This window comes from Caulobacter sp. GW822-FHT07D08 (genome assembly GCF_058798735.1).
In genome coordinates this window covers 1-19,981 of record NZ_JBXAKU010000014.1, presented here as the reverse complement: position 1 = coordinate 19,981, position 19,981 = coordinate 1, and the positions used below count along the sequence as shown (strand labels likewise).

Genomic DNA, 19,981 nt, shown 5'->3' with positions numbered 1-19,981 from the left:
GACACACATCCGCTACCGATTCTGCCGCCCGCGAACTCGCAAACGCTTACCGCGTAAGCCTTTGATCGAACTCAGCATTCCGACATTCTGTTGGTATCGGTGATGGCATCGGACGCGATACCAACGATTATACCAACAGCCGACGCCGGCGGCATCCGCGTTGGAAAAGGCAATAGTGAACGAATTCAAAGGCTTAGCTCGCCCCATGTGGTAGCGCCCCGAACCCCGTAAGTCATTGATTTTATTGAACAATTTATGTTTGGTAGGCCTGGAGGGACTCGAACCCCCAACCAGACCGTTATGAGCGGTCGGCTCTAACCATTGAGCTACAGGCCCGCGCGGATACGTGTGAGCGTACGCGAGAGCGGCGGATTAGCATGAGCCGAACGCGGCTTAAAGCTCCGGTTCAGGTTGGAGCTGTCATCAGGGAACGCATAGCTGTCCAGCAGCGCTTCCCTTGCCTTGGACGGACCTGGAGAAAAGAACGATGACCAACACCGCGCGCCACCCCGCCGCCTTCATCCTGCCCGCCCTGATCGGCGGCGCGCTGCTGATGGGCGCCGCCGCCCCGGCCCTGGCCCAGACCAGCGCCGACTCGGCGTTCAAGGCCACGACCTTCAGCCTGTCGGCCTATGGCGAGACCCGCGTGGCGCCGGACATGGCCACCATCACCCTGGGCGTGCAGACCGAGGCCCTGACCGCAGGCGAGGCCCTGAAGGCCAACGGCGCGCGCATGAACCAGGTGATGGCCGCCCTGAAGAAGGCCGGGATCGCCGAGCGCGACGTCCAGACCTCGAACCTCAACCTTAACGCCCAGTACGCCTATGAGCAGAACCAGCCGCCGAAGCTGACCGGCTACCAGGCCTCGAACCAGGTGACGATCACGGTCCGCGACCTGGCCAAGCTGGGCGCGACGGTCGACGCCACGGTCAATGCCGGCGCCAACACGGTCAACGGCATCAGCTTCGGCCTCATCAATCCCCAGGCCGCCGAGGACGCCGCGCGCCTGGAAGCCGTGAAGGCCCTGCAGGCCAAGGCCGAGCTCTATGGCCGCGCCACCGGCTACAAGGCCGTGCGCCTGGTCAATCTGAGCGAAGGCGGCGGCTACCAGCCCGCGCCGCCCCCGATGCCGGTGTTCGCCATGGCCAAGCGCGAGATGGCCGACTCGACCAGCATCGCGGCCGGTGAACTGAAGGTCCGCATCGACGTCAGCGCGACGTACGAAGCCGCCAAGTAGGCGATATCCGCCTGGAGCCGCCCTCGCCCTTCGACAAGCTCAGGGTGAGGGCTACTTCTCGCGGTGATTGAGTCGAAAACCTCATCCTGAGCCTGTCGAAGGACGAGGTTTTCGCTTCCTAGAAGCCCGCCTTCTTGAAGGCCCGCTCGACACGATCCTTGATCTCCAGCCCCGGCAGGGCCCGCTCGCCCTCCATGACCGCGACATAGGTCAGGCCGCGCGGCGGCTTGCCCTCGCCGGTCGGCACCGGGCCGATGGACCAGCCGACCGTGGCGCCGTTGGCCCCGCCGCTGGCGCAGCTGATGAAGCGGGCCGGCTTGCCCAGGCTTGCCTTCAGCAAGCTCTCGGCCGTGGTCTGCGCGCCTTCGCAGGACGGCAGGTTGCGCGAGCAGGTGACATAGCCGCCGCCACGCCACACCAGCTTGCCGCTGGCGTCGGCGATCACGACGCAGGTCGAGGGCGAGCCGATCGACTTGCCGACCGACTGGGTCAGGACGGCCTCGTCCACGCCCGAAGGCAGCTTCGGCGAACAGGCCGATAGGCCCGCGGCGGCGAGAACAGCGAGCGCGATACGACGCATCAGGCCGCCTTCTTGATCAGGTTGCCTTCGTCCAGCAGCACGACGGTCGGGGCGTAGTTGCGGGCCTCTTCCGCCGCCATCTGACAGTAGGTCACGACGATCACCAGGTCGTTCTTCTGCACCAGGCGAGCGGCGGCGCCGTTGACGCCGATGACCTTCGAACCGCGCGGGGCCTCGATGGCGTAGGTGGTGAAGCGGGCGCCGTTGGTGATGTTCAGAACATCGACCTGCTCGTTCGGCAGGATGCCCGAGGCGTCCAGCAGGTCGCGGTCGATGGCGATCGAGCCTTCGTAGTCCAGGTCGGCCTGGGTCACCGTGGCCCGGTGCAGTTTGGCCTTCAGCATGGTGAGCAGCATGGCGGGGGCTCTATCCCTTTGAACGAAATGGAATTCTCAAGGCCGCCACACACAAGGCCCGAAACAGGTCACGCCATATAGACACGAACCCACAACCGTTCAATCGCACCTCGGCGCGGGACCAATGGTTAACACCACGACCTTTTCGCGCTAGGGTTTGAAAGAACGCGGTTCTGTGGGGGTGCCATGCGTCATTCAAGAGGGTGGGCGATGGCGGGGGCCGTCGCCGTGAGCGTGCTCGCGGGCGCGGCGTGGATCTCGACCGGCAAGGCGCAGACGCGGGATGCGACCGGTGCGCCGATTCCCGGCGCGGCGGCTGTCCGCCCCGGGATCGCGGCGCTGACCGCCCGGCCGCGCGGCCGCGTGGACTGGCAAGGCGCCGTCGGCGGCCTGCGCCAGTCGGCCAATGTCGGCGAGAGCCTGGCGAGCAACCTGAACCGCGAGCAGGTCGACATGACCGCCGTGCCGATCCTGCTGCCCCGGGACGCCAAGCTGACGGCCGGGGCGCGGATCTACAGCTTCGGCGACTACTACACGATCACCAGCAACACCGCTGGCGGCCGCGTCTCGTTGAGCGGCACGACCGTCACCGTGCCGATGCCGGCGTCCAGGCCGCTGAAGATCGAGACCGGGCCGGAGATGCTGACGATCCAGCGCACGGTCGACGGCCAGTTGGCCAGCTTCGTGCGCTACGGTGTGCTCTACACGGTGGAGATCCGCTGCGACTCCGCCGGCGACCCGCGCTGCGCCGACGACAACTATGTGCTGGGCCTGGTCGGCAAGACCACCGCCGTGGTGATGGGCAAGGCGGCCCGCGAAGCCGCCGGGCTGGGAGGTTGACCATGCGCCTCTCCCCGCTCCTGCTGGTCGCCGCCCTGGCCCTCGCGCCGCTGGCCGCCTGCGACGACACCACCAAGCCTCCGGCGCCCGGCGAGACGCCCAAGCCGCCCTCGCCCGAGCCGGGTCCGCCCCAGCCCGACGACACCCCGGCCGACGGCGGGGCCGAGCAGCCGTCCAGCGAACCCGTGCCGCCCAGCCCCGATCCCGCGCCGCAGCCAGCCGATCCGCCCGCGCCCTCGCCGGCCACGTTCGACCACGCGCCGGCCGGCGCGATCCCGGCCGGCCAGGGTCCGGGCTATCTGGACCGCACGGTCTGGTCGCCGAACATGTGCTGGCCGCTGGCCGAGGCCGGCTTCCCGAACTCGCAGGTCTACGGCCCCGGCGGCGGCATGGGTCCGCCCGGCAAGCCCAGCCAGTGCGATGCGCTGAACTACAGCCTGCCCTGGCACGACACCTTCTGCGAGGCCCGCTCGCGCGCGAACCCGCTGTGCGCCGGCGCCGGCACGGGTCACCAGGGGCAGGACATCCGTCCGGCCACCTGCAAGAAGAACGAGCACTGGGCCGTGGCCGCCGAGGCCGGCACGATCACGGACATCGGCTCGTACAGCGTCACCCTCGTGGCCAAGGCCCAGCCGCACTACACCTACCGCTACCTGCACATGCGGATGTCGACCCTGGCGGTGAAGGAAGGCGACCAGGTCGCCAAGGGCCAGAAGCTGGGCAAGGTATCGAACGATTTCGGGGGCACGCCGACGACCATCCACCTGCACTTCGAGCTGCGGGCCGGCGTGGCGGGCGTGACCACCGACGGCAAGGCCGTGGCGCTTCAGACCTTCCTGCCGCCGTATCTCAGCCTGGCCGAGGCCTATCAGCGCAAGCTGAACGGCCAGACCTGCGGAGGCTAGCCTACGGCTGTCTTGAGGAAGGCGACCATGTCCGCCAACACCGTCGACTTGCCGCGAAACAGGCGCGACAGGGCCAGCACCGGACCGGCGTGGCCCATGCCGGGGTAGTGGCGCTCCTCGACCCTGGCGCCTGCCTCGCGCAGGGCGGCGGCCAGCTTGCGAGTGTTGCGGGGGCGGACCACCGTGTCCTGCTCACCGGTGGCCAGAAACGCCGACGGCGCGTCGGCGCGCGCGAAGGCGGCCGGCTGGGTGGCGGCGAGATCGTCCGCCTCGCCAAAGGTGCGGATCGTCACCGGGCTCTCCAGCGGCAGGAAGGCATAGGGTCCTGACAGGCCGACGAAGGCGCGGATCACGCTGGGTTCGACCGCGACGGCGCGCAGCCAGCGCGGGTCCAAGGCCAGCATGGCGGCGTTGTAGGCGCCGGCCGAGTGGCCGATCAGAACGATGCGGCCAGGATCGCCGCCCAGGCTGGCGGCGTTGTCGACCGCCCAGCGCACCGCCGCCGCGCCATCCTCCAGGAAGCCCGGATAGCGGACCTCGGGATAGAGCCGGTAGTCCGGGACCAGCGCCAGGAAGCCCTGGGCGGCCAGGGCGCGCGCCACCCAGCGATAGTCCTGGCGGCGGCCGGTCTCCCAGGAGCCGCCGTAGAAGAAGATCGCCACCGGCGCCGGGCCGTCGGCCTTTGGCGGCGCGTAGACATCAAGCCCGCCGCGCGGTCCCTCTGCATGCCCCGCGTCGTGGGTCACGCGCCGCGCGAGGTCCTTCGGCGCGATCAGGGCGAACAGTTGCAGCGGCGAGAACGCGGCCAGCAGGCGCTTGATCGCTCCTTTGGTCACGGACGGCCCTAAAGTTTAAAAGCCCCGCTCTCGATCTTGGCGTGCAGGGCCTTGGTGATCTTCACATAGCCCTTGGCCGGATCGCGGAAGTACAACGGGTCCCGGGTCTTGGCCGGGTCGAAGCCGTCATTGACCAGGTCGATCTTGCGGTACTTGAAGGTGCCGGTCGTCTCGATCTGCTGCTGCAGGCGCACGAACAGCGGACGGGCGTAGCTGGGCAGCTGCTCGTCGACGTGCTTGCCGAAAGCCTCGATGTCGAAGCCTCCTTCCACGACCAGCGCCGCCATGCCGGCCTTGCCGTCCAGGTCCCCGACCTTGACGCCGTAGACGTTGACTTCCAGCACGCCTTCGAAGCCCGCGATGCGTTCGGACACCTCGCTGGTGGCGACGTTCTCGCCCTTCCAGCGGAAGGTGTCGCCGATACGGTCGACGAAATAGATGTAGCCGTCGCCGTCGACCTTCATCAGGTCGCCGGTGCGGAACCAGGCGTCCCCCTTCTGGAAGACGTCGTGCAGCACCTTCTTCTCGGTGGCGGCCTTGTCGGCATAGCCGGTGTAATTCGAGCGGGCGTCGCTGCCGATATGGCCGATGCACTCCCCGACCTCGCCCGGCGCGACCTCGATGCAGCAGCCGTTCGGGCCGCGGATCGGCATCTCGGCCTCGACGTCGAACTTGACGATGCGGATGTTGAACTTCTTCTTCAGATAGCCGGGGATCCGGCCGATCGCGCCGCGCCGGCCATCGAAGTTGAACAGCGAGACGTTGCCCTCGGTCGCGCCGTAGAACTCCAGCACCTCGCCGACCCTGAAACGGTCCAGCATGTCGTTCCAAACGTCGGGACGCAGGCCGTTGCCGAAGATCATGCGGATCTTGTGGGCGCGCTCCAGCTCGTGCTCGGGCTGGTTGGCCAGGTAGCGGCACAGCTCGCCGATATAGACGAACATCGTGCAGTTCTCGGCGACGATCTCGGGCCAGAAGTGGGTGGCCGAGAACTTCTTGCGCAGCACGATCGAACCGCCGTTCAGCAGGCCCGCGCCCATGGCGCAGAGGCCGCCGGTGGCGTGGTACAGCGGCAGGGTCACGTAGATGCGGTCGGTCTCTTTCGAACCGGTGGAGCCGGCGAAACCGCGCATATAGAGCTGGGCGCGCATGTGGGTGATGCGCGCGGCCTTGGGCAGGCCCGTCGTGCCGCTGGTGAAGATGTAGAGCGCGGTGTCCTTGGCGACGATGCCGTCGCGGGCCGTCTCGCGGTCGGGACGCAACTGACTGCAGCTCTTCAGCGCCTTGATCAGGTCGCGCTGCTCGCCGGTCACAGGCCCCAGCACCCACTGGTGCATGTGGCGCTCCAGCTGGCCCTTGACGTCCTCGAAGCAGGGCGAGGTCTCGGGGTCGACGATGCAATGCAGGGCCTGAGAGATGTTCAGGCAGTGCGCCAGCGCCGCGCCGGTCAGCTGGTTGTTGATCAGGGCCGTGGCCACGCCGACCTTGGTCAGGCCATACCAGATCGCCAGGTATTCGAGGCGATTGGGCATGAACAGCGCCACGGTCTGGCCCCTCGTCAGCCCCAGCCCCTTGGCCCAATGGGCATAGCGATTGGCGATGGCGTCCAGCTCGGCGTAGGTGACCGACTTGCCTTCGAAGGTGATCGCCGGGCGATCGCGCCACTTGTCGACCGCGGCTTCCAGGTCGTCACAGATCAGGTTCGGGCTGTCGGGAGCAATCGACTTCACGCGCTTGAGCGTCCGGGAAAGTCCCTTCAGAAACCGGATTTCCCGCTTGATTGTCTGACGCAAACGCATTCGTCTCTCCCTTAAACAACCATTGGAGAGCGCCGCGCGACGGGTCAAGACGCCGCGCGCTGCATCGCAAACCTTTCAATGTTCGCCCAACCTGAACGGCGATCAGTCAGGATCGCCGTATCCGGCGCTGATCGTCAGCCGGCAGCGAGACGGCGTTGCTCGTCGCGGGCCGACTTCAGCTTCTCGGCCACCAGGAAGGCCAGCTCCAGCGCCTGCTCGCCGTTCAGACGCGGGTCGCAGTGCGTGTGGTAGCGGTCGGCGAGCTCGGTCTCGGAAACCGCGCGCGCGCCGCCCAGGCATTCGGTGACGTTCTGGCCGGTCATCTCCAGGTGGACGCCGCCCGGATGGACGCCCTCGGCCTGGGCGATCTCCACGAAGCTCTTCACTTCGCTCAAGATGCGGTCGAACGGACGGGTCTTGTAGCCGGTCGAGGCCTTCAGCGTGTTGCCGTGCATCGGGTCGGTGGCCCAAACCACCGAACGACCGGCCGACTTGGTCGCCCGCATCAGGCGCGGCAGGCGATCGGCGATCTTGTCCGAACCGAAGCGGCCGTACAGCGTCAGACGGCCCGACTCGTTGTTGGGGTTCAGCACGTCGATCAGGCGCAGGAGATCGTCGGCCTCCATGGTCGGGCCGCACTTCATGCCGATCGGGTTCTTCACGCCCTTCATGAATTCGACGTGCGCGCCGTCCAGCTGGCGGGTGCGCTCGCCGATCCACAGCAAGTGGGCGCTGGTGTCGTACCAGTCGCCCGAGGTGCTATCGATGCGAGTCATGGCTTCCTCGAAGCCCAGCAGCAGGGCCTCGTGGCTGGTGAAGAACTCCACCTGGTGCATGCCCGGGTGGCTCTGGGGCGTGACGCCAATGGCGGCCATGAAGGCCAGGCTCTCGGTGATCTTGTCCGACAGTTCGCGGTAACGCGCGCCCTGCGGGCTGTCGCCGACAAAGCCCAGGGTCCAACGGTGGATGTTGTGCAGATCAGCGTAGCCGCCGCTGGCGAAGGCGCGCAGCAGGTTCAGGGTCGCCGCCGACTGGCCATAGGCCTTCAGCAGGCGATCCGGATCCGGCACGCGTTCCTCGGCCGTGAAGTCCATGCCGTTGATGATGTCGCCGCGATAGGACGGCAGGGTCTCGCCGTCGATCGTCTCGATGGGCTCGGAGCGCGGCTTGGCGAACTGGCCGGCGATGCGGCCCACCTTCACCACCGGCTTGCCGCCGGCGAAGGTCAGCACCACCGCCATCTGCAGGATCAGGCGGAAGGTGTCGCGGATGTTGTCCGCGTGGAATTCCTTGAAGCTCTCGGCGCAGTCGCCGCCCTGCAGCAGGAAGGCCCGGCCCTCGGCCACGTCGCCCAGCAGGCTTTTCAGGCGGCGCGCCTCGCCGGCGAAGACCAGCGGCGGCATCTGGCGCAGCGTCTGCTCGACTCGCTCCACCGCGCCCATGTCCGGATAATCGGTGGGCATGTGCTTGGCGGGCTTGGCTCTCCAGGCGGCGGGGGTCCAGCGGGCGGTCATGGCAAGGCTCGATAACTGAAAGGGCGGCGTAGATACCGCGAAAGGAACCAAAAGGCAAAATCATGCGGCTGAACACCGCCGATCCGCCCGAGCGAGAAACGTGACGGTCGCGCTAACGCCGTGGAGCGCTCGATTTTTGCGCGATCGCACAGCCGATGGCGGCGATGACGCCGAGCGCCAGCCACCACTCCTGCCAGACGCCGAAGCTGAGGCCGCCGATCATCACGTACGCGGTCAGGGTGGCGGCCGCCATCGCGCCGTCGCGGCGGTTCTCGCCGGTCCAGGCCACGATCCGGTACAGCACCCAGGCGAAGAACGCCGCCGCCAGGGCCGCGCCCAGCGCGCCCAGCTCCAGCCACAGCTGCAGGGCGGCGTTGTGAGTGTGCAGTGGGATGGCGTTACCGAAGGTCCGGCTGGCGTCGACACCCCAGCCGCGCAGGGCGTGCTCGACGATCTTGTTGGCGGCGAAGGCCCAGATGTTCAGGCGCGCGTCCCACGAGGGCGGGGCGATCACGTGCAGCCAGGCGAACAGGCCCGAGCGCACGCCCCACAGCACCACCATCGGCGCGAAGATGAACAGGGTCGAGATCGCCGGGATCATGCCGCGCACGAACGGCTTGCCGATGATCCGCGTCCCCAGCCAGACGACTCCGCCCAGCAGCAGAGCCGCGCCCGAAGCGTCGGCGCTGGTGAAGTGGGAAGCGGCCAGGATCATCAGCGCCATGGTCGCGATCAGCACGTTGCGGCCGCGGAAGCCCCAGGCGTCCAGCAAACGCACGCAGGGCCAGAACAGCAGCACCAGCGGATAGATCGGCAGCGACACCTTCACCACCGCCAGGTCGGGCCGGATCGGATCGTGGGTCGCGGCCCGTATCGCCTGGTAGATCCTCGCCCCCATCGCGGCGTCGATGAAGGTGAAGGCGGCCAAGGCGATCATGCCGAACAGCATCACCCGCCCCGCCAGCCGCGCCGAACGTTGCGACATGGTTCCGAGCACCGCGACGGCGGTCCCGTAGAGGCCCAGTTGCAGCACCAGCTTGAGGGCGGTGAAGGCGCCGACGTCCTTGTCGCGCTTGAGCTCTGACAGCGCCGGGGCGGCCGGACTCCAGTTCAGGCTGACCAGCGCCCACAGCACCAGCAGCATCAGGGCGAACATCGGCAACAGCGGCGGGCGCGATCGCGCCAGGCCTGGCGTCGCCAGCAGGCCGACCACGGCCAGCAGCGGCGCGAAGCCCAGCGGCGCCAGGTAGCCGACCAGCGGCGTCATCACCATCAGAAAGACGGCGAGCACGCCCAGCCACCGGGTGCGGCGCTCGGGGCTCTCGGCAGAAGCCACCGCCAGCGTCATCCAACCCCGCCGACTTCGACCGGCGTATACTTCTCGCGCATCGTGACCAGTTCCTCGGCCAGGGTCGGGTGAACCGCGCAGGTCGAGTCCCATTGGGGCTTGGTCACGCCCATCTTCACGGCGATGGCGGCCATCTGGATGATCTCGGGCGAGTCCGGACCCACCACGTGCACACCGAGCACCTTCTGGTCGTCGGCCTTGACCACCAGCTTCATCAGGCACCGCTCCTGGCCGCCGTAGAAGGTGATCTTCATCGGACGGAACACCGAGCGATAGACGTCGACCGTGCCGAACGCGTGGCGGGCCTCGGCCTCGGTCATGCCGACCGAGCCGACCGGCGGCTGCGAGAACACCGCCGAGGCGACCAGGTCGTGATCGAAGGTGGTCGGATTGTCGTAGAATTCGGTCTGGGCGAAGGCCGCGCCTTCGCGGATGGCCACGGGCGTCAGGTTGATGCGGTCGGTGACGTCGCCCACGGCCCAGATGCTGGCGACGCTGGTCTTGGAGTGCGCGTCGACCGCGATCGCGCCCTTGTCGTTCAGCTTCACGCCGACCTTCTCCAGGCCCAGGCCGTGGACGTAGGGCTCCCGGCCGGTGGCGAACATCACCGCTTCGGTCTCGAAGGTCAGGTCGCTGGTCAAGGTGCTGAGCAGCGTGCCGTCCGCCTGCTTCTCGATGCTGGTGTGCGAGCAGCCCAGCACCACCTTGACGCCGCGCTTCTCCAGCTCCTCGGCCAGGTGCGAGCGGACATCGTCGTCGAAGCCGCGCAGGATGTTGGCGCCGCGATAGAGCAGCGTGGTCTCGACGCCCAGACCGTTGAAGATGCCCGCGAACTCGACGGCGATATAGCCGCCGCCGACGACCAGGATGCTCTTGGGCAGCTTGGGGAGGTGGAAGGCCTCGTCCGAGGTGATCCCGAACTCCGCGCCCGGGAAGTCGGGCTTCACCGGACGACCGCCGGTGGCGACCAGGATCTTCTTGGCGGTGTAGGTTCCGGCATCGTTGCTCCCCTCCTTGGGCAGCACCTCGACGGTGTGAGCGTTGACGATCTGGGCGCGGCCGTGCAGCAGGTGCGCGCCGGCTTTCTGCAGGTTGGTGACGTAGATGCCCGACAGGCGGGCGATCTCGACGTCCTTGTCGTGCAGGAAGCCCTTCCAGTCGAACTTGGCGCCCTCGATCGTCCAGCCATAGCCCTTGGCGGTCTTCAGCTGGCTGGTGACCTCGCTGGCGTAGACCATGAACTTCTTGGGCACGCAGCCGCGGATCACGCAGGTGCCGCCGACCCGGTATTCCTCGGCCACGGCGACCTTGGCGCCGCTCATGGCCGCCAGACGGGCCGCCCGCACGCCGCCCGAGCCGGCGCCGATGACGAAGAGATCGAAGTCGTAGTCAGCCATCACCGGCCTCCGGAACCTTAACTGGTCGGCTTATGTAGGATGTCAGGGAACGAGGCGCACCACACCCTCGTCCGTGCCGAACAGGGCTTCGTCGGCGAGGTCGAGGAACAGGCCGTGGTCGACCACGCCGGTGACGCTCTTCAGCGCGGCGGCCAGGGCCGTGGGTTCGGCGATGACGCCGGAGGCCATGTCGTAGATCAGGTTGCCGCCGTCGGTGACCACCACGCCCCGCTCGGCCATGCGCAGGCGCGGCGGCGGCAGATCGAACTCGGCCGCGATGTCGGCCAGGCGCCAGCTGGTATGGACGTGGCCGAAGCGGACCACCTCGATCGGCAGCGGGAACTTGCCCAGAGCGTCGACCTTCTTGGCCGCGTCGGCGATGACGACACAACGGCTGGAAGCTTCCCAGACCAGCTTCTCGCGCAGCAGGGCCGCGCCGCCGCCCTTGATCAGGCTGAGGCCCGGACCAACCTCGTCGGCGCCGTCCACCGTCAGGTCGATGGTCTTGACGTCGTCCAGCGCCACCAGCGGGATGCCCAGCTCGCGCGCCAGGGCCCCGGTGGCGTCCGAGGTCGGCACGCCACGGATGTCGCTCAGCTCGCGGGCGGCCAGCGCCTTGACGAACCAGGCGGCCGTCGAGCCGGTGCCCAGACCCACCACCATCCCGTTCTCGACGAGTTCGGCGGCGGCTTCGCCGGAGATACGCTTCTGGTCGTCGACGCTCATTTCTTGCCGCCCTTCTTCTTGTCCTTGGCGGCCTGCTTGAGGGCGCGAAACTTCGTCGCCCAGCCGGCCTTGGTCTTCTGTTCCGGACGCGTCAGGGCCAGGGCCCCGCCCTCGACATCCTTGGTGATCACCGAGCCCGAGCCGGTCATCGCTCCGTCGCCGATCCGGACCGGCGCGACCAGGGCGCTGTTGGAGCCGATAAAGGCGCCCTTGCCGACATGGGTCTCGAACTTCTCGAAGCCGTCGTAATTGCAGAAGATCGTACCGGCCCCGATGTTGGCCTTCTCGCCGATCGAGCCGTCGCCGAGATAGCTGAGGTGGTTGGCCTTGGCGCCCGCCCCGACCTTGACCTTCTTGACCTCGACGAAGTTGCCGATGTGGGCTTCGGGCCCGATCTCGGCGCCCGGCCGCAGGCGGGCGTAGGGACCGATCAGCGCGCCCTCGCCCACCGCCGCCCCTTCAAGGTGGCTGAAGGCCTTGATCACCGCGCCGGTCTCGACGCTGACGCCCGGGCCGAAGACTACGAACTGTTCGACGACGGCGCCGCCAGCGATCTTCGTGTCCCACGACAGGTGGACGGTCTCGGGCGCGGGCATGGTCACGCCCTCGGTCAGCAGGACGTTGCGGCGGCCGCGCTGCCAGACCGCCTCGGCGGCGGCCAACTCGGCTTGCGAGTTGACACCCTGAACCGCCGGCTCGGGGGCGAAGGCCGCGCGGGTCGAGAGCTTGCGATCGTGGGCCAGGCCGACGACGTCGGTCAGGTAGTACTCGCCCTTGCTATTGTCGTTGCGGACGTCGGCCAGCAGGCTGAATAGCGTCGCGCGGTCTGCGGCCAGGACCCCGGAATTGCAGTGCTTGACCTGCTTGGTGGCGAGGTCGGCGTCCTTCTCCTCGACGATGCGCAGCAGCACATGGCCCGGGGCCAGGATCAGGCGGCCGTAGCCGGTCGGGTTGGCGGCCTCGAAGCCCAGCACCGCCACGTCGGTCCCGCCCGCGATGAGGTCGAACAGCGGCGCGATCACCCCGGCCGTGGTCAGCGGGCAGTCGGCATAGGTGACGACCACGTCGCCCTCGAAATCGGCCAGGGCGTCCTTGGCCGCCAGCACGGCGTGGCCGGTGCCCAGCGGCGGATCCTGGATGACCGTCGCGTTCGGACCGAGGCGCTTGCGGGCGCTCTCGCCGACCTGCGGGCTGTGCGCGCCGACCACGACGACGATCCGCTCGCAGTTCAGGCCCTCGGCGGCGTCGATGGCCAGGTCCAGCAGAGTCCGGCCGGCGACCTTGTGCAGCACCTTGGGCGTCGGCGACTTCATCCGCGTCCCCTGGCCGGCGGCCAGGATCACGGCGGCGCGCGGACGGGGTGGGCTCGAAACGGAATCAGTCATGGATGGGCGACTCCCTGGGACGCTTCCAGCGTTGCATTAGCCGCCCAATTGGCGGAAAGGCCAGACCCATGAGCGAGCTTCATGACCTGAACGGGGCGACAATCGCCTTTGATCTCGATGGAACCCTGGTCGACACCGCCCCCGACCTGGTCGGCGCGCTGAACACCATCCTGGCCCAGGAAACCCTGCCGCCCCTGCCCTTCGACGAGGTTCGGCTGATGGTCGGGCGCGGCGCGCGCGCCCTGCTGGAACGCGGCTTCGCCGCAGCCGGGGCGCCGCTGGGAGTCGACCGCGCCCCGACGCTCGTGGAGCGCTTCATCGCCGTCTACCTGGACCGCATCGCCGACGAGAGCGCGCCCTTCCCTGGCGTGGTCGAGGTGCTGACCGAACTGAAGGCCGACGGCGCCAGGCTGGTGGTCTGCACCAACAAGCTGACCAACCTGTCGGTCGCCCTGCTGGACGCGGTGGGCCTGACGCCGCTGTTCGACGGGGTGATCGGCGCGGACCTGGCCCCCGCGCCCAAGCCCGACGGCCGCCATGTCGCCGCCGCCATCGCGGCCGTGGGCGGCGATCTGGCCCGCGCGGTGATGGTCGGCGACAGCATCAACGACGCCCTGGGGGCCCGCAACGCCGGCGTCCCCGGCCTGCTGGTCTCGTTCGGCTACACGGAGGATCCGGTCGAGACCCTGGGGGCCGATCTGGTCATCCACAGCTTTTTGGATGTGCCCCGGGCCTGCAAGACGCTTTTGGCCTCTTGCCCCGCGCCGAACACCGGGCTATAGGCCCCCTCCTCTCGCGGATCGGTTCTTCACGGACCTCTCCACACCGGCGGATGCGTAGCTCAGCGGGAGAGCACCTCGTTCACACCGAGGGGGTCACAGGTTCAATCCCTGTCGCATCCACCATCACTTCCCCTTAAAAAACAAAGACTTACACCAACCTCCATCTCATCTCGTCGATGCGTCTAGCTGGTGCTTGCCAGTTATTTGCCAGAAACCGGATTTTGCCGCTGCGGATCGACGCTGCGTCTCCAGCACTACGTCAACATACGGCCGCTCACAGTCGCCCGACGCCGATCGAGATTCATAAGAACGACGAGGGCGGCGCTCGATGAACTAGCGCCAAGCAACGGATGCGGGCTTAGGATTTTTTCTGGAGCGCCACCGCCCGCCGCTAGGGGGTCTAGCGTCTCTGACTCCGCCGCATTGTTGTGCGCGGCGTCTCCAGAGTGCTCGATGCCCCGTAAGCCCAAACAGCCGCCCGTTGGCCAGCTATCCACGGACAACTCGGCAAACCGAACGCCTGCGCCTCAGAAGAAACGCGGCTGCACGCCCCGTCCCATCGTTCCCTTCCCGCCCCCGCTCTGGGAGGACTGGAATGATCCCGAGGACTTCGCCGAAGCGCTCGACCTCCACATGCGCCGCCACAACGACACCGGCTATGGCCTTCGCCGGGCGGTATGCGGTCGCGACGACAAGGTTGAGACCACGACCTTCACGGCTTGGCGGCGCGGCGATAAGGCGCCGCGGAGCGCCACTAGCTTCCGGATCCTAGCCGCGCTCGAACGGCGCTGGCGGCTGCCGGCCGGCTATTTCCGCGCCAAGCTGCACCACCCGGGCAGAATGATCTCCAACGAGACCCTGATCCCTCTTCCCGAGCCGGAACGCCGGCAGATGGCCTGGCACCTGCCCGACGACTTTGCCCAACTCCCCCAAGCCAAGCGGGACGAGATCGTGGCCTGGGTGAAGTCGGTGATCATCACCGGCGCGACCGACTATCGCCGCTTCCAAGCTGCGGCCATGAAGCAGCGGTTCGCCATGCAGTTCTCCGCGACAGGTACGGCCAGGCCAAACGCGGCAAAGTACTGGCCTGACGATGGCAGAACACGTCCGGTCGCCGCGCCGCCGGCTCTTGATGCGGAAGCCAAAGATCTCCTCGAGTTCAAATGCGCCACCTTGACCAGTCGTGGACGTCAACGCGCCGGTGTCTGGGGCCCTGATACGGCCGACCAGAAGATGGAGCATCTTGGCTTGATGCTCGGAGCGCTGGTCGCCTCGCCCGATGGCGACGTCGGCGGATTCGGCGTTGCGCTCGCCGACGTCACCTTCGGCCTCCTGGCGTTCCCGGCGGTGTGGGACTGGTACCTTGGCTGGCGACAAAAGCGGCGCGGGTTCTTCACGCAATGGGAGTCCGAGATGCTGATCCTCGGCGCTTCACTGTGCCGGCGCGAGACGGGCTGGCTGCGACAGACACCAGCCCTGGCCGAGCGCCTGACGCCGATCGAAGGGCTCATCACCACCGCCGACGTGGCCGCCGCCCAGGCAGACTGGAACGCCGTCTGCGACGAACAGCACCGTCACGCCTTGATTCGCGCCAAGGAGATCGCGCGCGTCAGCCGGGTCCATCGCGACCCGTTCGAGCCCATCCTGCCGATCCTCGAGGCCGACAGCCCGGTGGGCGAGTATCGTAAGATCACTGAGGAAGTGCTGCGCTACCGCCCCAGTCGACGGCGCCATCCGATTTCGGCAGCGGAAGCCACCCGCGCGTTTCTGATGCTCCGCCTCGGCCTGCATCTGGGCTTACGCCAGAAGAACCTCCGCCAGCTTCTCTTCAAGCCAAGAGGGTGGCCCGCGACACCCGAGCGTCAGCTGGAGGCCCTGAAGCGCGGTGAGCTCCGCTGGAGCGCTCGGGACAACGGCTGGGAGGTGCTCGTCCCCGCCGCCGCGTTCAAGAACGCCGGTTCCAGCTACTTCCGAAAGAACCCGTTCAGGCTGGTGCTGCCGGATCTGGGCGGCCTTTACGAGGAGATCGCGCAGTACATCGCGACCGACCGGGCGGTCCTCCTACGCGGCGCGACGGATCCGGGCGTGTTCTTCGTCAAGACGATGAAATCGAGAAGCCGCGAGGCCGCCTACGACCAGAACACCTTCTACGAGGCCTGGCGGGTGACCATCCAGCGCTACGGCATCTACAACCCCTACACCGGCCGCGGCGCGATCGAGGGCCTCCTGCCCCACGGCCCGCACAATGTGCGCGATGTCCTGGCTACCCACGTTCTCAAGCAGACCGGCTCATACGAACAGGCGAGTTATGCGATCCAGGACACCCCCGACACCATCGCACAGCACTATGGACGCTTCCTCCCCCAGGACAAAGCAGCGATGGCGGCAGGCGTGCTCAATAAGGTATGGGCATCGTAGCGACGGCACACCGCCGATTGGAGATCAGAAAGTTCCTTCTCCACGCACATCGGGCGCGACGCCGCCGCCCCGCTATTCGCGCATAACCGCAAGCGTCTTCGTCCTTCAGGCAAGGTCTGCTCGTCCCTGCTCCTTGCGGACATCTAAACGCCAGCTTGACGGCGTAGGCGACGGCACTCGCGTACTGCTGGACACTATTTTCGCAGTTAGCGTAGGCGCGCGCGGAGGATAGCGACGAGGAAAGCTACGCCTACGCTGCGGCCCCTAGGTGCGTTGGGCTTTTTGAGCCAATCAGTCGGGTGCGGCTTGCTTGGCAGGTTTCTTTGCGACTGGGCGGCCAATAGCAGTTTCGGTCACACAGTTTTCCGCTGCGGCCTTGATCGCCAGTTCGGGCGCCGAGGCGACCATACGCACCAGAAGCTTGGTCGGCTCATCGAGTTGCGAGCGCGCCTGCTCCCAGTTGCGCAGGGTGCTGACGCTAAGGCCCACGGCGTTCGCAAACGTGTCCTGACTCATCTTAAGCTTTTTGCGCGCCTTGGAGAGCGCAACGGCGAGTTCGGCGATGTCCACGTCTTGGCGCTGGACGCCAACGTGGGCGTTGTTGAGTTCGCGATCGAGAACCTCGGGATCGTAGTGCTTGAGCCGAACAGCAGCCGGCGCGCCGGTTGAAAGACGCTCAACGACCGACTTTGCCACGCTGGGCTTCACGCCGCGACGGATAAGTGCTCGCGCCACAGGGACGGTCGCGGAAAATCCTGTCTGGGGCTCAAGGCTTAGGAGAGCGCGTGAACCGGAAGTCACCGGGTCGATGTCCCGGGTTCGCACCCGTCGTCCGAACTGCTGGGCGAATGAAGATTTCATCGATATCCAACTGCTCCATCACCAGGCGCGCAAGGCGGCGAATCTTTGCGTGACCAAGACTGTTTGAGCCGCCCGAGCCGTGTACGTGAAGGCCATCGAACTCGATACGACGCCCCTTTTTCGTGGCGGCGGCCATAACGGACAGCGTGCCGCCCGGATAGTTGATATCCGCCGTCACGACCGGATCATCGGTGGCCGTGTTGTCAAACACGATCTCGATATCGTCTACAGTCCAAGTCAGCTCTTTATATACGCTTAAAGCGCACCCCTACAAGCTGGGTTCCGATTGGCGCAAAGCCGGGTCAGCCCGACTTGATGGTCAGGGAAGGAAGGCGATAGAGGTCCGACTGTATGACAGGCCCAACATGTCCCGCCGCCGTCAGCGCAGCGCCGATGGTCGCCACCATTGAGGCGTCGAGCCGCGGATCAAGCATCACATCGTCGATCAACGTGGCGGGGTTGATGGGAAACTCGGCGACCTTGCCGCTAATGACTTTGTGGGTGTCGAAATGCAAAATGCGCACCTCTTTCTCATGCGCGAATGTATCGCGTTTGATCAGAAGGCTTTGGGCAAGGTCGTAGTTTTGCCCGCCGAAGGTGACATCCGCAAAGGTCAGATCATTGAAATAGGACATGATCGTCGCCTGCGAGTGGTAGCCAGCGCTCCGGACATCGATCCCGATGGTCAGAGCGCGCAGCTCAACTTCTATGTCGAAGACAACCGTATAGTGATCGGGGAAGCGCTCCGGAATATGGTGGCCCCGACCCTTTTCGGTTTCGAGCCGGACCCACGCTACAAGGCCGCGCGGGAGGCCTTGAGCGCCTTGAAACCCGATCCCGACTGGCTCCAACAGTTCGAGCGCGTCCCTGAGGCGGAGCTTGCAGAACATGTGGCGAAGTGGCTGGCGGCTACGGGAGCTCCGCCTTTGGGAGAGAACCCGTACGGCTTGGCCGACTTGATGCTGGTTCGCACCTCGAATGCGACGGTGCTGAGGAAAGTGGCCCAGATCGCGCAGCCATTGGTGCGCGCGTGGGGCGTGCAGCATTCGGCTCAGGTTCACGAACTTTGGCGCGATCAGGCGTTCGCAGAAACGGAAATCCGGCGTCGACTGGATGATGCCGGCGCGTTCGATTGCCGCGTGTGGAGCGACGCGGAAATCCTGGTCTGGCTCGGTCGGCTCCGGCTTTGGCCGGCTGATATGGCGTACACCCTGGATAGGACTGAACTTGGGGTCGCCGAGACTGAGATCGAGGCGGAGGCGCGCAGAGCACGCGCCGAGCGCGAGAGCCGAGAACGTGAGGCGCGATCGGTGCGCCTCAACGGCGAACTCCGTGATCCGCACGCAGTTGATTGGCTAAGCCTCTCGAAAGAGATCGCCGAAGGCTTGTCGAAGAAGGTCTTGAACCGGCCGATTGGCGCATTCGCTGACCTCGCGCCGGCCGAGGCCGCGCGCAGGAAACGGCGTGGCCGGGGAAGTGGCGGCGGCACCTACAGCAGCGTACCACAAGAGAAAAAGGATATGATTGGTCGCTTAGGCGAGTTGTCTGTCTATCACTGGCTAAAGGCGCGGCAGCCCGGCCAAGACATTGACCGCTGCTGGGTATCGGGCAATGCACGGCTGTTCATCGGCCGCGAGGGCGACGATGGTCTTGGGTACGACTTCTGCATCCGTTTCAACAAACAGACTTGGTATATCGAGGTTAAGGCGAGCACCGAGGATCCCTGCCAGTTCGAAATGGGAGAGACCGAGGTTCGGCGAGCGCGCGACGTCGCGCGAGCGCGGGCTCCCGAGCGCTATGTGATCGCCTATGTCGCGAATGTCGGCCAGACAGGCCAAACGACGATCGATATCCTGCCTAATCCGCTCAGCCCGGAAGCCGATGGCTCCCTCAATATCGCGGGCGACAGCATTCGCTACACGTTCAGCAGACGGCGCTAGTTGCAGCAAAAAGGCCGAGAGCTCATTTCTATCGGTGGCGCTACGCAAGGGCATGACGACTGATTTCGGAATGGCCTTATCGAAACTATCACCTCAGCGAATCCGGCGCGCGGCACGCAGCCGATCGTTGATTCCGTTCAATTTCGCGTTGCAGGTTGAAATCCAAACTCCACTAATGGCGCACAACGGCTGCAACAGCGCATAGCCTGCCGACTTCGCCGTGGACTAGTCAAACCGCGCTTCCGTAGGCTGCCCTACCGAGAAGATTGACGACCAGATCGGCTCCTGGACTTGTGGCCAGGGCCACATCGAGCGGGGGCTTGCCCTCAAGCATCTGGTGGGGCCGTTGCAGAAATTCGCGAACCTTTTCCGGCTTCCCATAAATCTCAAGAGCGAAGCTGAAGACCTTGGCAAGCCGGAACAGGCGATCGCTCTCGTCTGTTGATAGCTGTCCATTGGACTTTATACGCCTCCGCAATGTCGCCTTTGGGACCAAGCGATATTTGAAGCGGGCGTCATCTGGCGCAATGATCGCCGCGATCTGCTCCAACGCTGACACGGGAAGACCTGCCTCGATGGAATGGGCTAGAGCCAAAGGAGATACTCGCGCGAAGTCCCCAATTCCCAGAAGCGTTTCAATGGCCACATTTTGGCGAGGCATCATCGTCCCCTGATAACCGCTTTCTATGCGCCCAGATCTAGGCACCGGCGACAATACCAGTCAGGCGAGATTTACACCTGAGCGAAAGCTCCTTCGCGCTAACCTCAACTACGCGACCTCCCCCAGACCCCCTCCCGGCAGCTGAACATTTGTTGGTGAGGCGGGCGGCAACGCGCTGCGCTGGCTGATAGCTGCGCGCCTTGCCGCCGGCCGAGCTATTCACGCCAAGCGCGATCCACACCGGTACAAAGAGTCAGCTACTTGGCGCAAGGGAGTCGTTTTGCTTGGCGGAGTGGACTCAAATCGTTGGCGGCACACACTTGGGCGAGTGATTTGCCCCGGTGCAGGCAGAACCAGGCGCCGGTGTGCCGATGCCACTGGATGTTGAAGCGGTCG

General features: G+C 66.2%; 19 protein-coding genes, 2 tRNA genes and 1 pseudogene. 7 read left to right on the top strand and 15 right to left on the bottom strand.

Features of this window, described 5'->3' with window-relative positions:
• Positions 1-260 precede the first annotated feature (260 nt).
• Positions 261-336, bottom strand: a tRNA-Ile gene (locus tag AC1RJ9_RS21205).
• 151 nt (positions 337-487) lie between these two features.
• Between AC1RJ9_RS21205 and AC1RJ9_RS21200 the strand changes: the two genes are divergently transcribed.
• On the top strand, positions 488-1,237 hold the full coding sequence (locus AC1RJ9_RS21200; RefSeq protein ID WP_492839938.1) for an SIMPL domain-containing protein: 750 nt from the start codon (positions 488-490) through the stop codon (positions 1,235-1,237).
• 14 nt (positions 1,238-1,251) lie between these two features.
• Here AC1RJ9_RS21200 and AC1RJ9_RS21195 read toward each other — a convergent pair.
• From AC1RJ9_RS21195 to panD, 3 genes and pseudogenes are all read right to left on the bottom strand, one after another.
• Positions 1,252-1,350: pseudogene (locus tag AC1RJ9_RS21195) on the bottom strand (hypothetical protein); the annotation flags it as partial.
• A 5-nt stretch (positions 1,351-1,355) separates the two neighbouring features.
• On the bottom strand, positions 1,356-1,817 hold the full coding sequence (locus AC1RJ9_RS21190) for a hypothetical protein (protein WP_492839937.1): 462 nt from the start codon (positions 1,815-1,817) through the stop codon (positions 1,356-1,358).
• Positions 1,817-2,173 (bottom strand): aspartate 1-decarboxylase, encoded by a 357-nt coding sequence (gene panD, locus AC1RJ9_RS21185; RefSeq protein ID WP_099576484.1) that lies wholly within the window; start codon positions 2,171-2,173, stop codon positions 1,817-1,819. Before panD ends, AC1RJ9_RS21190 begins: the two co-directional genes overlap by 1 nt.
• A 186-nt stretch (positions 2,174-2,359) precedes the next feature.
• On the opposite strand from panD, the gene AC1RJ9_RS21180 reads away from it, so the two are divergent.
• Both AC1RJ9_RS21180 and AC1RJ9_RS21175 read left to right on the top strand, forming a co-directional pair.
• Entirely contained in the window at positions 2,360-3,013 is a 654-nt protein-coding gene (locus AC1RJ9_RS21180) for a hypothetical protein (RefSeq protein WP_492839936.1), read from the top strand.
• Between the two features lie 2 nt (positions 3,014-3,015).
• Positions 3,016-3,918: a M23 family metallopeptidase gene (locus AC1RJ9_RS21175; RefSeq protein ID WP_492839935.1), complete on the top strand. Its 903-nt coding sequence runs from the start codon at positions 3,016-3,018 to the stop codon at positions 3,916-3,918.
• On the opposite strand, the gene AC1RJ9_RS21170 is transcribed toward AC1RJ9_RS21175, so the two are convergent.
• From AC1RJ9_RS21170 to glmU, 7 genes are all read right to left on the bottom strand, one after another.
• Entirely contained in the window at positions 3,915-4,754 is an 840-nt protein-coding gene (locus AC1RJ9_RS21170; RefSeq protein ID WP_492839934.1) for an alpha/beta hydrolase, read from the bottom strand. The genes AC1RJ9_RS21175 and AC1RJ9_RS21170 overlap by 4 nt on opposite strands.
• 8 nt (positions 4,755-4,762) lie before the next feature.
• Positions 4,763-6,553 (bottom strand): long-chain-acyl-CoA synthetase, encoded by a 1,791-nt coding sequence (locus tag AC1RJ9_RS21165; protein ID WP_492839933.1) that lies wholly within the window; start codon positions 6,551-6,553, stop codon positions 4,763-4,765.
• A gap of 134 nt (positions 6,554-6,687) precedes the next feature.
• A complete protein-coding gene (locus AC1RJ9_RS21160) occupies positions 6,688-8,067 on the bottom strand; it encodes a class II 3-deoxy-7-phosphoheptulonate synthase (RefSeq protein WP_492839932.1) in 1,380 nt (459 codons plus the stop codon).
• Between the two features lie 112 nt (positions 8,068-8,179).
• Complete coding sequence (locus AC1RJ9_RS21155) at positions 8,180-9,415, bottom strand: O-antigen ligase family protein (protein WP_492839931.1); 1,236 nt, start codon at positions 9,413-9,415, stop codon at positions 8,180-8,182.
• Positions 9,412-10,812, bottom strand: coding sequence for a glutathione-disulfide reductase (gor, locus tag AC1RJ9_RS21150; RefSeq protein ID WP_492839930.1), 1,401 nt, complete (start codon positions 10,810-10,812; stop codon positions 9,412-9,414). The genes AC1RJ9_RS21155 and gor overlap by 4 nt, the downstream gene beginning before the upstream one ends.
• 42 nt (positions 10,813-10,854) lie before the next feature.
• Entirely contained in the window at positions 10,855-11,538 is a 684-nt protein-coding gene (gene rpiA, locus AC1RJ9_RS21145; RefSeq protein ID WP_492839929.1) for a ribose-5-phosphate isomerase RpiA, read from the bottom strand.
• Positions 11,535-12,923 (bottom strand): bifunctional UDP-N-acetylglucosamine diphosphorylase/glucosamine-1-phosphate N-acetyltransferase GlmU, encoded by a 1,389-nt coding sequence (glmU, locus tag AC1RJ9_RS21140; RefSeq protein ID WP_492839928.1) that lies wholly within the window; start codon positions 12,921-12,923, stop codon positions 11,535-11,537. Before glmU ends, rpiA begins: the two co-directional genes overlap by 4 nt.
• 68 nt (positions 12,924-12,991) lie before the next feature.
• Between glmU and AC1RJ9_RS21135 the strand changes: the two genes are divergently transcribed.
• From AC1RJ9_RS21135 to AC1RJ9_RS21125, 3 genes are all read left to right on the top strand, one after another.
• Positions 12,992-13,705 carry an HAD-IA family hydrolase gene (locus AC1RJ9_RS21135; RefSeq protein WP_492839927.1) on the top strand — a complete coding sequence of 238 codons (714 nt, stop codon included), beginning with the start codon at positions 12,992-12,994 and terminating at the stop codon, positions 13,703-13,705.
• Between the two features lie 48 nt (positions 13,706-13,753).
• Positions 13,754-13,828 (top strand) — tRNA-Val (locus AC1RJ9_RS21130).
• A gap of 330 nt (positions 13,829-14,158) precedes the next feature.
• Positions 14,159-16,123, top strand: a complete 1,965-nt coding sequence (locus AC1RJ9_RS21125) for a hypothetical protein (RefSeq protein ID WP_492839926.1) — start codon at positions 14,159-14,161, stop codon at positions 16,121-16,123.
• A gap of 291 nt (positions 16,124-16,414) precedes the next feature.
• Here AC1RJ9_RS21125 and AC1RJ9_RS21120 read toward each other — a convergent pair whose 3' ends face one another.
• The 3 genes from AC1RJ9_RS21120 to AC1RJ9_RS21110 form a co-directional block, all read right to left on the bottom strand.
• Positions 16,415-16,819, bottom strand: coding sequence for a helix-turn-helix domain-containing protein (locus AC1RJ9_RS21120; protein ID WP_492839925.1), 405 nt, complete (start codon positions 16,817-16,819; stop codon positions 16,415-16,417).
• 70 nt (positions 16,820-16,889) lie between these two features.
• The gene (locus AC1RJ9_RS21115) at positions 16,890-17,195 is read right to left on the bottom strand and encodes a hypothetical protein (RefSeq protein WP_492839924.1); all 306 of its coding nucleotides are present in this window, start codon (positions 17,193-17,195) and stop codon (positions 16,890-16,892) included.
• Positions 17,196-17,286: 91 nt separating this feature from the next.
• On the bottom strand, positions 17,287-17,619 hold the full coding sequence (locus AC1RJ9_RS21110) for a hypothetical protein (protein WP_492839923.1): 333 nt from the start codon (positions 17,617-17,619) through the stop codon (positions 17,287-17,289).
• A 15-nt stretch (positions 17,620-17,634) separates the two neighbouring features.
• Here AC1RJ9_RS21110 and AC1RJ9_RS21105 point away from each other — a divergent pair, with 15 nt between their 5' ends.
• Positions 17,635-18,924 (top strand): protein NO VEIN domain-containing protein, encoded by a 1,290-nt coding sequence (locus AC1RJ9_RS21105; RefSeq protein WP_492839922.1) that lies wholly within the window; start codon positions 17,635-17,637, stop codon positions 18,922-18,924.
• A 229-nt stretch (positions 18,925-19,153) separates the two neighbouring features.
• Here the strand turns inward: AC1RJ9_RS21105 and AC1RJ9_RS21100 are convergent, their stop codons facing one another.
• A complete protein-coding gene (locus tag AC1RJ9_RS21100; protein WP_492881687.1) occupies positions 19,154-19,588 on the bottom strand; it encodes an Xre family toxin-antitoxin system antitoxin in 435 nt (144 codons plus the stop codon).
• Between the last annotated feature and the right edge of the window lie 393 nt (positions 19,589-19,981).